The sequence below is a fragment of the Bacillus aerolatus genome (genome assembly GCF_009183655.1).
Lineage (GTDB): Bacteria > Bacillota > Bacilli > Bacillales > Domibacillaceae > Pseudobacillus > Pseudobacillus aerolatus.
This window is the reverse complement of sequence record NZ_WEIO01000006.1, coordinates 1-13,719: the sequence shown is the minus strand read 5'-3', so window position 1 is coordinate 13,719 and position 13,719 is coordinate 1. Positions and strand designations below refer to the sequence as shown.

The window sequence follows — 13,719 nt, the reverse complement described above, 5'->3', positions numbered from 1 at the left end:
CACAACAAAAGAAAACATCCACCTGTTAATAACAGATGGATGCAAATTAAGATGGTGCAGTCGATTGTTTTTGTTCGGGGGGTGAAATCGTCAATATAGGATGTGCCCCGTCCGGCAAAAAGGTTTGTGCCGTTCCCTGTAGCATGGCCGCAAACAACACAAATAAAGCAGATAGCTTCTCTTTCACATGGAATTCTCCTTTCGCCCGCCGATGACTGTTATTGCCATTGATGATATCACAACTTTCAAGCAGTTTCTTCCTTATTTGCAGTCAGCGGTTGGCGGGTAATCGGATTTCCACTTTTGTCCCTTTCCCTTCTTCACTTTCAAAGAAAATCTTCCCGTTATGATGTTCAATGATTTTAAAACTAACCATTAGCCCGAGTCCGGTGCCTTTTTCTTTGTTCGAATAAAACGGTTCACCGAGCCTCGGAATCCGCTCTTGCGAAATACCGACCCCTTCATCAGCCACTTTAATACAGATAGAACCATCTACCGACTGCTTCGTGTGAACGGTGACAATTCCCCCATGTGGCATCGCATCAATCGCGTTTTTAATTAAATTCAAAATCACCTGTTTCAGCTGTTTTTCTTCCACGCGGGCGAGAGGCAGTTCTTCTGTCAGCAAAGGAATGAGTTCTACCCCGTAAAGCAAAGCTTCAGGACCCATAAACGCAATAGTCTCTCTTAAAATTTTATTTACATCTTTTATTTCAAAGTTGGTTTCCTGGTTTGGTTTTGCAAGCATTAAAAATTCCTGCATAATGGATTCGATTCGCTCAAGTTCTGAAAGAATAATTTCACTGTATTTATGATGCGTTTCCTGCCCCCATAGTTGAGTAAATCCCTTAATCGCTGTCAGCGGATTTCTTACTTCATGGGCGATCCCTGCTGCAAGCTGGCCGACAGCTCCCAGCTTGTCTTTTTTATTCAGCAAAATTTCTTTTTCTTTCAGACTCGTAATATCCTGAGTGATCGATGCCAGTCTATTTTGAAATTTACTGTCAATAATTTTGCGGGAACGGAGCCAGATGATGGAGCCATTTTTATGAATCGCCTGGTATTCAATTTCCGGCCCTTCCTCATGCTCACCTCTAATAAATTTTTTAAATCTTTCCCGGTCATCTGGATGCACGATGTTCATAAACACGTGCAAGTCTTTATAAAATTCACTTTTCGGATGGCCAAGCACTTTTTCATAAGAGGGACTGATATAAATAACTTTCTTGGTCAAACAATCATACACGCAAAATATGTCACTTATATTTTCGGATATTTCAAGAAACTTTTTTTCGTTTTCTTTCAGCTCTTCTGCTTTACGGTCAAGCAAAAGCGCTGCTTCAATTTTTTTCGTTACATTTCTTGTTACACAAACGGCTGCGATAAACTTTCCATTCGTATCTTGTACAGGTGAAGCAGAAACTTCCACATGAAGAAGAGAACCATCTTTACTTTGTCGAATAGTTTTAAAGTGCTGAAACGACTCACCAGATATTAACCGCTGTTTTAAAAATTTAAACTCTCCCTGCAGGTGTACAGGAACGATTGGCAAGCACCTTCCTTGCAATTCATTCAAAGTCCAGCCATACTGCTGTTCAAACGCTTCATTAACAGCAATGATGTTTTCTTCGCCATTAAAAATATAAACAGGGTCACAAATCGCACTGAGGAAGGCATCCCACCAATTCCCACAAAATTCTACTGTTTTGTCGGCTATGATCAGCCGTTCATTATTCGTTTCCATTTCTATCCTCTCCCTCTTACTACTATGTCTAAAATCCTCTCTTTTTTCATCAAAAACCGTTCAACAAATGATGAGTTATTCTGACAATCTTTTATATGACTTTTCACGGTTCAGAAGGCTTCTTTTCACAATTCTCGGCAGATGATTTATAATGAAATAAACATGTCGTAAAGCAGAGGTGCCGCTATGGAAATGAATGTATTGCTTCAGCAGTTTCAAGGCCGGACACCGGCGATTTTAGGAAGTGAAAATTTTGCAAAGTTTGCCGTTCTCCTTCCTCTTATTGAAATAGAAGGAGAGACTCATATTTTGTTTGAAGTCCGTTCGTATGAAATGCGCCGCCAGCCCGGGGAAGTTTGTTTTCCCGGCGGCAAGTTCGATCCTGAGGATGAAAATGAACGTTTCACAGCCATTCGCGAGACATCTGAAGAGCTTGGAATTGCTCCGTCAGATATCCACAGCATTTTCCCACTTGATTTTATGCTGTCTCCTTTTGGTACCATCATTTTTCCATTCGCTGGCGTTTTGCCGGCAGCCGATCAATTAAAGCCAAACCCGGATGAAGTGGCGGAAGTCTTTACTGTTCCGCTTGATTATTTATTATCGGCCGTACCGGATTGTCATCACATTCATTTTAAAGTTGAGCCCGAAGAAGGATTCCCCTTCGATTTAATTATCGGCGGAGAAGATTACAATTGGCAGACGCGCAAGATGGATGAGTATTTTTATTTTTACGAAAATCGGATTATTTGGGGGTTAACCGCAAGGATATTAAAACACTTTCTTGATATGATAAAAAAAGCGGGTATAGGCATTAAACCTTCTTTGCCTCTTGACAAATCGTGAAAATTATAGATAATTGTGAATAATTATTAATACGTAAATGATGAAGGGATTAGTAAATAAGTGAAATGCGCCAGAGAATGGAGTCCGCCGGCTGAAAGGCTCCTCGCAGGAAGCTGTCGAACCTGCCCTTTTTACTCATCGCTTATGACAACATAAGCCGTTTCCCTCGTTACGGGTTCAAAGCGGGCGCCCTCAGGCGCCAATAAAGGTGGTACCGCGGACAGCATGCCCTCCGTCCTTTTATCAGGAGGAGAGGCATGCTGTTTTTTTATATAATTGAAAAGGATGATTGACTGTGAAAAAATCCAGGGTTGTTGTGAAAATTGGCAGCAGTTCTTTAACTGACGAACAAGGAAATATCGTAGAAGAAAAAGTGTATGACCACGTGTCCGCTATCGCTAAGCTTCGGGAAAACGGCCATGAAGTGATTGTCGTTTCATCCGGAGCCATTGCTGCAGGCTTTCAATCACTAGGCTATTCTTCCCGCCCGAAGACGGTCGCAGCGAAGCAGGCAGCGGCAGCTGTCGGCCAAAGCCTGCTCATTCAAAAGTATATTTCCCTGCTGGCTCCTTTCCAGCTTGTCGCTGCTCAAATGCTCTTAATAAAAGAAGATTTTTACAGCCGCGACCGCTTTCATAATTTTTATACATCCATGTCTGAGCTTTTAAGAGCGGGAGCCATCCCGATTATCAATGAGAATGATTCGATTTCTATCGAAGAGCTAACGTATGGGGATAACGACATGCTGTCTGCGCTTGTCAGCGGCTTTACGCAGGCAAACGCCTTAATTATCCTCACTGATATTGACGGGTTATATGACAGCAATCCAGCTGTTAATCCGGCCGCGAAACGTTTTCACTTTATACCTGAAGTAACAGATGAGCTGTTGTCTTATGCAGGAGACAGCGGCACTTCAATCGGCACTGGCGGAATGCGCTCGAAGCTTTTGGCAGCGGAAAAATCGCTGTCCCTCGGAGTGCCAGTGTTTGTCGGCAGCGGCACTGGAGAAGACAAACTGCTGGACATTCTCGCAGGAAAAGGAAGCGGCACGTATATCGGCTCTCCATTTAAAAGTCATATGCAAATGAAAAAACAATGGCTCGCCTATCACGCGAAAACAGCCGGTATAATTATTGTGGATGAAGGGGCCGAAAAAGCGATTCTCTTAAGGGGGAAAAGTCTGCTTCCTGCCGGCATTTCAGCAGTCGAAGGTTTGTTTCACGCGATGGATGTGGTGACGGTCATGAATGAAAAAAGAGAGGTGCTTGGAAAAGGCCAAGTCTTTTATTCGTCAATTGACCTTGTAAAAGTAAAAGGCTGGCCGGGCGCAGAGGCCAAAATGTATTCCATCAACGAGCGGGCGGAGGTAATCCACCGCGACAATTGGGTAACAACAAAAATAATGATTTAATTAACAGAACGGAGTGGGACTAATGAGTGAGTTAATGGAAAAGGCGAAGCTGTTAAAACAGGCTTCTTATGAAACAGCAATGCTCTCTGAAGAAGAAAAAAACCTTGGGCTGGAACAGATTGCGGATGCTTTACTAGCAAATACTGATTTTATTTTACAGGAAAATTCAAAAGACATGGAAGCAGGAACATTAGCTGGCTTCGCGCCTCCTTTGCTGGACCGCCTGCAGCTCACAAAAGAGCGGATTCAGCAAATGGCAGATGGGGTCCGGCAGTTGGTTCAGTTAAAAGATCCAGTCGGCGAAACGACCGAAGAATGGACGATTGAAAACGGATTAACTATTCAAACGGTCCGAGTGCCTCTCGGTGTGATCGGCATGGTGTATGAAGCCCGGCCGAATGTCACGGTGGATGCAGCTGCATTATGTTTAAAAGCGGGAAATGCTGTGCTGCTGCGCGGCAGTTCTTCAGCTGCCCACTCCAATATCGCTTTAGTGAAAGTGATGAGAGCGGCCTTGCAGTCTTCTCCTGTACCGGAAGAGGCACTCCAGCTCCTTGAAGATACGAGCAGAGAAACAGCAGCCGAAATGTTCCAATTAAACGAGTACTTGGATGTGCTGATCCCCCGTGGAGGTGCAGGTTTAATCCAGACTGTCATTAAACAGGCAACCGTGCCCGTGCTCGAAACAGGCGTCGGCAACTGCCACATCTACATTGACGAAAGCGCACAAAAAGAAATGGCTATTGCGATTGCTGAAAATGCAAAGTTGCACCGCCCTTCCGTCTGCAACGCAGCAGAATCTTTATTAATTCATGAAGAGTGGCCGCATCGGGAAGAACTGTTGCGCACGCTCCATGAAAAAGACGTCGAGCTTCGCGGTTCTGCCAACTTGACGCAACAATTTTCTTTTATTAAACAAGCAGAGCAAGAAGATTGGCGAACAGAATTTTTAGCTCCAGTCCTCGCTGTAAAAACAGTAGAAGATGTGAAAGAAGCTATTTCCCATATTCAAACATACGGAACGAAACATTCGGAAGCAATCGTTTCTGAAACAGCTGACAATGTCCAGGCATTCTTTCGTGCAATTGACGCAGCTGTTCTTTACCATAATGCCTCCACCCGCTTTACAGACGGCGAGCAATTTGGATACGGCGCTGAAATCGGCATCAGCACCCAAAAATTGCATGCACGCGGGCCGATGGGCCTGCGTGCGATTACAACGGTTAAATCGCTTGTAAAAGGAACGGGCCAAATCAGGAATTGACGAAAAAACCGGCAGTCTCAACTGATGAACTGCCGGTTTTTTATTTCTCATTATTGAAAAGCAACGTGGATATAGTTGCTCTCCTTAAGCGTAAACCCTTGTTCAACGAGTGCTTCCCACATAAAACGATCAAGCGAATATGGACTCTTCTCTTGAAGCTTCGCTGCTTTTTCTTTTTCAATGGCAAATGAATATAACTCATTGTCAATGAAAAAAGAAACAGGAATCAGCTCCGCCGTTTCCTCCCAGTCAAATAACAAAATAGCTTCCTTTTTCCAATCATTCAACTGCATTTCTATGCAATTCACGACATGATAAAAGTAACTTTCATTGTCCATCATCTTTGCGAGGTAGCCTCTCAGCATCCCTGATGTGTTCATCTAATCCCTCCTGCATTAAAGTTCAATCTTGTTATAACCATTCTATTCCCTTCCTTTTAGGTTTTAATCAAAAAACAACAATATTCATTTTCTAGACAAAAAAGGATAAAAGAAGCAAAAAAGCTTCTTTTATCCTTTAAGTCTTGTTTGTTACTTCAGTTCTTGGATCACCATTTGTTCGCCTTCTTTTTTATAAACAAATGTAATCTCTGTTCCTTCTTTCATTTGATCAAACTTTTTCATCGCTTCGCTGTCAGGAGCAACTTGGAAAGCCTGCGGCTGGCCGTCGACTTCAATTTCTACTGTATGTGGATCAGCCACACCGTTGAAAACACCTTTCGTTTCCACAATATCAGCTGGCTGTTCTTCAGATGCTTGCTGGTTGTCCGTGTCTTCTGTTGCAGCTGGTTCCTTTTCTGGTGCAGCCACTTCTTCTTCTTCTGTTGTCGTTTCAGTGTCTGTGTTTGTGTCTGTGCCTTCAGTTGAATCTGTCGCTGTTTCCTCTGATGATTCAGGCGCCTCAGGTGTCTCAGTCGTTTCTGTATCTGCAGGCTCTTCTGTTACTTTCTCTTCTGCTGGCTGCACTTCTGTCTCTGTTTCAACTTCTTCTGTTGTTTCTTCAGCTGGTTCATCTGTTGATTGCTGTTTCGTTTCTGTTTCGGAGCATGCAGCTAACACTCCTCCGGCAAGCAAAACAGCTCCAAGAGTCATCGTCCACTTTTTCATATATATCTCTCCTTTCACCTACTTGTCTTTCCGCCTACATTGTAACATACATGGAATTTTTCGCTAAACAATTACTCACCAAAGCGAAAAAATAGGTCTCAGGATTGATACACACTTCTGTCCGCAAATGGAATGAGTTATCTTTTTTCCTATTCATTTGTCTAGAAAAAGAGATATAATATAAAATTGTATATAGAAATGAGGGGTAAATAATGAAGCAAGAAATTATTCCTGCATTCGATCCGTGGGAATCTTACTTGGATGTGCAGCAAACGGGTCAGCTGCAATTATCGAATGTGGAGTTCACAACGACCACACTTTGCAATATGAGGTGTGCTCACTGTGCCGTCGGCTATACGCTGCAAACGAAAGACCCGGATGCCTTGCCATTTGAGCTGCTAAAAAAGCGGCTTGATGAAGTGCCGAATTTACGGGCCTTAAGTATTACCGGAGGCGAGCCGATGCTGTCGAAATCGTCTGTCCGGAACTATGTGCTGCCGCTCTTAAAATACGCGCATGAACGAGACGTTTACACACAGATGAATTCCAACTTGACGCTGGATCTTGCCCGCTATGAAGAAATCGCTCCTTACTTAGATGTCCTGCATATTTCCCATAATTGGGGAACAACAGAGGATTTTGCTGAAATCGGGTTTGCTAATATGGCGCGCAAGCCATCACTACAGCAGCGCGAAGCTCTTTTCCAGCGGATGATTAACAACAGCCGCGAGCTGTCCCGCATGGGTGTCATGGTATCAGCTGAAACGATGTTAAATAAAAGCACCTTGCCTTACCTTGAAAAAATCCATCGCCAAGTAGTAGAAGAAATGGAATGTGCCCGCCACGAAATTCACCCCATGTATCCGAGTGATTTCGCGAGCGCTCTGGAATCACTTTCCTTAGATGAGATGAGAGAGGCCATTAATGATTTACTGACCTTTCGCGATCCAAATGTGTGGATGTTGTTCGGCACACTCCCTTTTTACGCTTGCAATACAAATGAAAAAGATCAACAGTTGCTTCAGCGGCTGCGCACTGAACGAAATGTGACGGTCCGCAATGATCCTGACGGCCGCTCCCGGCTGAACGTTAATATCTTTAACGGAGATATTATTGTTACAGATTTCGGTGATGCTCCAACTCTGGGGAACATTCAAACAACGACTTTGCAGGAAGCTTTTGAAACGTGGAACCACTCAAAGCTTGCTGCCGAGCTGAACTGTCACTGTCCACATGTTCAATGCCTTGGACCAAACATTTTAGTCAAGCACGCCTATTACAAACAAGAAGATTTTACAACGAAAACAGCCACTGTTTACTAGAACACAAAAAAAGCGACCGGATTCAATTCACTGGTCGCTTTCCTACTATATGTTAAATTTTCCATTTGCTTTTAATAATGCCTGCTTCTCTGAGTGTATCGTAAATAATCACGAGAGCCGGGCCGACAAAAAAGCCGATAAACCCGAGCAGTTTAAATCCGACGAACAAACTCACTAAAGCAGCGAGCGGCGAAATACCCATATTGCTTGAAAAGACTTTTGGTTCCAATATCCGGCGGACAACAGTAATAATGACAAATAACACGATTAATCCGAAGCCAAGAAACTGGTTTTCTTGAAAGAAACTGATGACTGCCCACGGAACAAGAACAGAACCCGTACCAAGGATCGGCAGCACGTCTACAAAAACAATTAATATCGACAGAAGAATAGCATACGGCACTTGTAAAATAGACAAGCCGATAAACGCCATAAAAAAAGTGACAATGCTAAGAAAGACTTGCGCCTTAATGAAACCCACTCCAGCCCGGTTTAACTTAGAAGTGATTAAATACAATTTTTCTTTCGTCGTCTCCCGCAAGTGCCTTTCTGTTTTAATCCGTAATCGAGATAATTCCAAACTGAACAAAAAGACAGCGATTAAATACACTAAAAATTCAATTAAAAATCCCGGTATAGCTGCAGCTAGTCCAAACAACCACTCAACGATCGCTTGCAGCATTCTCGTTACCGACTGCAATGCATTTTCCAGCGTTCGTTCAAACGATGAAAACACATCGATAGGCAGAGATTTAAAGTATTGCTCTGACTCCTTAAGAAACTGCTTCAACGACTCTTCATAAAAGTTATTGGCAAAAGCTGGTCCTTTTTGGGCAAGCGTCACTACCTGGTCAATGACGAGCTTAACAATAAACCAGACAAACAAAACAATAAATAGCAAGTAAAGCAAAAAAGTAACGAGTACAGCCCGAAAACGCGGCCATTTAAAACGCATCATAAACCATTTAACTGAATTCTCAAGCATTATGGCCGTCAGCAACGCTAATAAAAATGGCAATGAGTACGGGATTAAATAAATAATTAATATTACTATAGCGGCTGTAATGATCCATCTCTTTATCATCTTATTATCTACTGCTCCTCATCTAAACGTCTCACTATGTATAACTACTATAATAAACTATTTCTCTTCATAAAGTCACTTTTTAGATTTGATCAAATTAGACTTTTCACAAAGCTTTATTAGTGACAATACAAGAATGCGCATGGTAAGATGAACTATTATTTCTAATGATGTATAAAGAGGTGCAGATCAGTGACAGAAAAATTAGAAAAAGCTACTTTTGCAGGCGGATGCTTCTGGTGCATGGTGAAACCTTTTGACCAATGGGATGGCGTCTGCCAAGTGCAGTCAGGATACACCGGCGGCCATACACAAAACCCAACATATGAACAAGTAAAAACAGGAACAACAGGCCATCTTGAAGCCGTTGAAATTACATATGATCCAGAAATTATTTCATACGAAACGATTCTCGGTTTGTACTGGCCGCAAATTGATCCTACCGATGATGGCGGCCAGTTTCAGGATCGGGGAGATTCTTATCGCACGGCCATCTTTTTTCATACAACAGAACAAAAACAATTAGCAGAAGCGTCAAAAAAAGCGCTTGAAAAAAGCGGGAGGTTTCAAAAGCCTATCGTTACCCGTATTCTGCCCGCCGCTCCATTTTATCCAGCGGAAGACTATCATCAGGACTTTTATAAAAAAAAGCCGAATGAATATGAAGCAGACCGGCTTAAATCTGGGCGGGATGAATTTATCAGTGCGCACTGGACTCAGAAGCATAGCAAGCAGTAAATCGGAATGGTATCATATAAACAGCAACAATGACAGGGAGAAGAAAAATTGCTATGGAGCCAACTCTTACGAAATATGAAAAAGTGATGAACTACATAAAAGAATGTATTGCCAGCGGTGAATGGCCAGTTGGCAGCAAAATTCCAAGCCAGCGAAAACTAGCCGAGCTTTTTTCCGTGAATCGTTCGACGATTGTCACAGCACTTGAAGAATTAAAAGCAGACGGGCTGCTCGAAGGCGTCATGGGAAAAGGCACGATTGTCGTAAATAATACATGGACGCTCCTGGCAGCAAGTCCTCCGTCTGATTGGAATGAATATGCGTCTGTTTCTTTACCAAAACCGTCACCGGCTGCGGAGACAAGTGAAGCGGAACAACCGGCGCATTTGATCGAACTGAGCAAGGGCGAGCTTGCTCAAGATATTTTCCCAACAGATAATATGCAGCAAGTGATGATGCGCCTTGCCGAAAGCTTGGAGCCTTTCGGTTATGAAGAACCAAAAGGCTATCTTCCTTTAAGACAGGCAATCAGTGATTATATGGGAAGACAAGGTACGGAAGTTTCCCCTTCCTCCATTTTAATCGTCTCTGGGGCTCTCCAGGGACTGCAGCTAATCTCCGCCGGCCTCCTGCACAGAGGCTCCACTGTCTTGCTGGAGAAACCTTCTTATTTATATTCGCTTCATGTCTTTCAGTCAGCCGGCATGAACTTGTGCGGTCTGCCAATGGATGAGGAAGGGCTGCAGGCTGCAGCTATTTCAAAAAAAGCGGAGGCTGGCCCTTCTTCTATTTTATACACCATTCCCTGTTTCCATAATCCGACCGGTATATTAATGTCCGAATCACGGAGAAGGGAACTGCTCGACATTTGCGAACAGAAACAGCTGCCTGTTATTGAAGACGACATTTACCGTGAACTTTGGATCGACAGCCCTCCTCCACCGACACTTAAGTCACTCGATGCGAGTGGACATGTTCTGTACATCGGCAGTTTCTCGAAAACTCTCACTCCCGGACTCCGTATTGGCTGGATTGCAGGACCGGACCAAGTGATTGAGCGGCTGGCAGATATTAAAATGCAGACAGACTACGGCTCCAGTTCGCTTTCACAGCTCGTTGCAGCTGAATGGATTTCAAGCGGTCTGTATGAACAGCATTTGTCTTTTGTACGTGAGGAACTAAAAAAGAGACGGTCTGCCGCCCTGGAAGCGCTCAACCGGTATATGAGCGACCTGGCAGAATGGGACGTCCCTTCTGGCGGCTTTTTAATTTGGCTTAGACTAAAGGCAAATATCCAGGTGAAAGAGTTAAATTTAAAAGCATACAAAGAAGGCGTCTTATTAAACCCGGGAAGCATTTATACGGGAGAATCTATTCAGGCGATTCGGCTGTCATACGGCTATGCATCTATCGAAGAGTTTGAACAAGCAATCAGCAAATTGCGGAAAATTATCCTTGACGACAATTAAATGAGAACAACAGAAAAAACAGGTGATGAAAGTGGACTTTACGATACATTATTTATCTTTCTTTGTCATCCGCGTCGATGACAAAGAAGAAAACAAACGAGCTCAGCATTTTCAAACTTTGAATGAAGAAGAATATGAAAACAGCTCCTTAAAAGATTTTCTCGATGGCGAATTCACAAAAATTGCGAAACGAAAAGCGGATCGTCATCCAAAAGCAGAACAAGTCCCGACGAAAATTGGTTTTTTTACGGCTGAACCAGGACATGACTTATCGTCCAACCCAAACTATAATTTATTTGCCAAAGCAAAAGCAGCCTATTCCCTTCTGGAGTTTCAAGAAGCAAGTGAACAATTTGCGACGCTTTACACGCAAACGAGTGCCGCTCGCGGCGGCGTATTCATCGTTGCGAAAGCACAAATCAAAAAGTATTTTGATGATTCGTTCGTCTTTATTTTAAAATGCGACTTCGAACCAAAAGTCGCTTCTATCGCAGATCCTTCTTCTTTGATCCAACACGTGGAACTCGCTATTACAACGAAAAATATGAAATCCATCCAATACCCGTACATGCCCGAAGAAGGAATGGTCGAAGAAGGCGAACTGAAAATCCACCAGGCCTCCCACGCCCGTTATTTCGAGGATTTCTTAAAATACGTCGGCTACGAACAATCGATGCCTGAAATTGTGAAAACACAAGTCATCGACTTCGTACGGGAAACAGCGATTGAAGACTTGGAAGATGAAAGCCCCGAGCGGGCACAGTTTGAAGAAGCAATGGAAATCTGGGCGGAGAGTCCAAAACGGGAATTGCAGGAGCGGTTTACGACCGAAGAAGTCGTTGAAGCCGCCAGTCGGATGGTCGAGCATACACCGGAGCTTGAGCTAAAAATGAAGCTTGACCATATGAGCGTGAATGCCATGCTGTCGGACTTCGGTGAATCTGTTCATCTAGCTAAGCTCGGCGATCGCTATGTCGTTCTTATGGAAGCCGATTCGGTTGTGTTTGAAAAAGGATTTTCGCCGATTGAGTTTCATAAGCCTGAGGATTTGCATGAGGTGATTGAGAGGATTCGGGGGAAGCAAGGAAGCTTTTCAAGATGATTTATTGGATTGAGGGAATCGCTTAAAGTGTTGAAGTAACTAGGATTGCAAGGGTTTTTTTGACCACGAAAAGTATAAAAAGGCGATCTTCTTCTAACTATGGCATTTGTCCACTAAAAATCCTATCTCCTTTATGGGAGGCAGGATTTTTTAGTGGAATGATAAGTTGTCCAAATCCATACACATTAGTCATTCTAGCATTAGCAATTTCTCCTGGCTTATTTTGTACCGTTTAATCGATAAATAATCAATGCCAGCTCTCCTCTAGTTAAGCGCTCATGAGTGCCGAATTGAGTTGCATTCTTACCCATAACTGCTCCAGATTCCACGAGACGATTCACTGCATCCTTATATCTCTTGGGTACATCTGTAAAAGGACTTTCCCTCGTTGTGGCAGGAAGATTATATGCTTTTGACAGGATAAGAGCTATCTCTCCTCTAGTTAATACTGCTTCGGGATCGAACTTAGTAGATGTTTTTCCATTGACAATTCCTGCTTTTTGAAGAGCGGCAACGGTCGGAATAGCACGTTTTGGAAGATCTGTGAACGCTGTTTTCGCATCGTGTGGTGTATTGATCTTAATGCTCCTTGCGATCACCACAGCTCCGTCTACACGTTTAACGTGCTGATTAGTTCCAAAGTATTCTGGTAAAATTCCATAGATAATACCCTCTTCCCACAGATAAGAGACTGCAGGGCGATATCTGTCATTTACATCCTTGAACGATAAAGGCGACGCACTCGCAGATGATAAGCTAGAAGTCAATACCGCTCCTGCCATTGTTACTACAGCTAAAATACGTTTAATCTTTTTCATGATAATTTCTCCCTTGTTCTTTTTGTGAATATTTACATTAATTCATACTTTAACCATTGTATCAGTATTTTCTAGATACGGAATTAGATATAATGAGAAATTGATATATAAGACATATAAGACATATAAGACATCTCTATCTTTATCATTAGTTTACATATAATATTGAATTAATATTTGAATTTAGCACATAAATCATTTTTCACTCAAAATTATCTCTTATATCCAATGTAGTCACTCCTTAAAATTAATTTAAATGATAAATTGCTCTAAAAGCTCTAACAGAGTAGAAACTAGGAAAATTGTTACATTAATGTACAGGTTAGCTTGGAAGCAAAATCTATATGAGAAACTCTTCTTGGGGTCCTGCCGACAAAACGCGGATATTATAAGAAAATCAACAACATTTTTATGTGCATATGATCGCCCCTGCTTTATAAATCAAAGTGATCATCTGACAGCAGCTTGTGTCCTTTATAGGCGTTTTTTCATTTTTTCATACATTAATTTCAAACACCAAGAAATCAAATTTTAACTTTTCCCGTTACTGTTCTAGGAGATATTCTGCTCTTCTTTTTGATTGTCCACTCAGGATTAGTAAACTTACCTCTGATGGGATGATAAAGTCTTTTACATCTGATTTTCTATACAAAATATGAAATCCACCTGCGAATAACCAAAAAAAGCCTTATTCCCTGGGACTGACCCCCGTTTTTGAGACAGGGATCAAAACACCTTTTAAGCAGCCAGTTGCCGGTATTGTACCGGCGACTGGCTGTTTAGTTTCGTTTGAATACGGGTATTGTTATAATAAT

Annotated in this window: 14 protein-coding genes; 7 read left to right on the top strand and 7 right to left on the bottom strand. The window is 42.6% G+C overall.

Annotated elements, in window-relative coordinates; all coding sequences use genetic code 11:
* Positions 1–46 precede the first annotated feature (46 nt).
* Positions 47–187: a hypothetical protein gene (locus F9802_RS19665; RefSeq protein WP_191991889.1), complete on the bottom strand. Its 141-nt coding sequence runs from the start codon at positions 185–187 to the stop codon at positions 47–49.
* An 84-nt stretch (positions 188–271) separates the two neighbouring features.
* A complete protein-coding gene (locus F9802_RS11115) occupies positions 272–1,744 on the bottom strand; it encodes a PAS domain S-box protein (RefSeq protein WP_152151932.1) in 1,473 nt (490 codons plus the stop codon).
* Between the two features lie 186 nt (positions 1,745–1,930).
* On the opposite strand from F9802_RS11115, the gene F9802_RS11110 reads away from it, so the two are divergent.
* The 3 genes from F9802_RS11110 to F9802_RS11100 all read left to right on the top strand — a co-directional run bounded on the left by F9802_RS11110 (position 1,931) and on the right by F9802_RS11100 (position 5,265).
* Positions 1,931–2,590: an NUDIX hydrolase gene (locus tag F9802_RS11110; protein ID WP_152151930.1), complete on the top strand. Its 660-nt coding sequence runs from the start codon at positions 1,931–1,933 to the stop codon at positions 2,588–2,590.
* 295 nt (positions 2,591–2,885) lie between these two features.
* On the top strand, positions 2,886–4,001 hold the full coding sequence (gene proB, locus F9802_RS11105; RefSeq protein WP_152151928.1) for a glutamate 5-kinase: 1,116 nt from the start codon (positions 2,886–2,888) through the stop codon (positions 3,999–4,001).
* Between the two features lie 22 nt (positions 4,002–4,023).
* Positions 4,024–5,265, top strand: a complete 1,242-nt coding sequence (locus F9802_RS11100) for a glutamate-5-semialdehyde dehydrogenase (protein ID WP_152151926.1) — start codon at positions 4,024–4,026, stop codon at positions 5,263–5,265.
* A gap of 50 nt (positions 5,266–5,315) precedes the next feature.
* Here F9802_RS11100 and F9802_RS11095 read toward each other — a convergent pair whose 3' ends face one another.
* Positions 5,316–5,645 carry a hypothetical protein gene (locus tag F9802_RS11095; RefSeq protein WP_152151924.1) on the bottom strand — a complete coding sequence of 110 codons (330 nt, stop codon included), beginning with the start codon at positions 5,643–5,645 and terminating at the stop codon, positions 5,316–5,318.
* A 150-nt stretch (positions 5,646–5,795) separates the two neighbouring features.
* Positions 5,796–6,371 (bottom strand): hypothetical protein, encoded by a 576-nt coding sequence (locus tag F9802_RS11090; RefSeq protein ID WP_152151922.1) that lies wholly within the window; start codon positions 6,369–6,371, stop codon positions 5,796–5,798.
* A 212-nt stretch (positions 6,372–6,583) separates the two neighbouring features.
* Here F9802_RS11090 and yfkAB point away from each other — a divergent pair, with 212 nt between their 5' ends.
* The gene (gene yfkAB / locus F9802_RS11085) at positions 6,584–7,693 is read left to right on the top strand and encodes a radical SAM/CxCxxxxC motif protein YfkAB (protein WP_152151920.1); all 1,110 of its coding nucleotides are present in this window, start codon (positions 6,584–6,586) and stop codon (positions 7,691–7,693) included.
* 52 nt (positions 7,694–7,745) lie between these two features.
* Here yfkAB and ytvI read toward each other — a convergent pair whose 3' ends face one another.
* Entirely contained in the window at positions 7,746–8,777 is a 1,032-nt protein-coding gene (gene ytvI, locus F9802_RS11080) for a sporulation integral membrane protein YtvI (RefSeq protein ID WP_152151918.1), read from the bottom strand.
* Between the two features lie 192 nt (positions 8,778–8,969).
* Between ytvI and msrA the strand changes: the two genes are divergently transcribed.
* The 3 genes from msrA to F9802_RS11065 are packed head-to-tail and all read left to right on the top strand — an operon-like array spanning position 8,970 to position 12,086.
* The gene (gene msrA / locus F9802_RS11075) at positions 8,970–9,515 is read left to right on the top strand and encodes a peptide-methionine (S)-S-oxide reductase MsrA (protein WP_152151916.1); all 546 of its coding nucleotides are present in this window, start codon (positions 8,970–8,972) and stop codon (positions 9,513–9,515) included.
* 53 nt (positions 9,516–9,568) lie between these two features.
* Positions 9,569–10,984, top strand: a complete 1,416-nt coding sequence (gene pdxR, locus F9802_RS11070) for a MocR-like pyridoxine biosynthesis transcription factor PdxR (RefSeq protein ID WP_225435307.1) — start codon at positions 9,569–9,571, stop codon at positions 10,982–10,984.
* A gap of 31 nt (positions 10,985–11,015) precedes the next feature.
* The gene (locus tag F9802_RS11065; RefSeq protein ID WP_152151912.1) at positions 11,016–12,086 is read left to right on the top strand and encodes a DUF3900 domain-containing protein; all 1,071 of its coding nucleotides are present in this window, start codon (positions 11,016–11,018) and stop codon (positions 12,084–12,086) included.
* A gap of 218 nt (positions 12,087–12,304) precedes the next feature.
* Here the strand turns inward: F9802_RS11065 and F9802_RS11060 are convergent, their stop codons facing one another.
* Both F9802_RS11060 and F9802_RS20270 read right to left on the bottom strand, forming a co-directional pair.
* A complete protein-coding gene (locus tag F9802_RS11060) occupies positions 12,305–12,904 on the bottom strand; it encodes an S-layer homology domain-containing protein (RefSeq protein WP_152151910.1) in 600 nt (199 codons plus the stop codon).
* Between the two features lie 738 nt (positions 12,905–13,642).
* A complete protein-coding gene (locus F9802_RS20270; RefSeq protein WP_404799162.1) occupies positions 13,643–13,699 on the bottom strand; it encodes a hypothetical protein in 57 nt (18 codons plus the stop codon).
* Positions 13,700–13,719 lie beyond the last annotated feature (20 nt).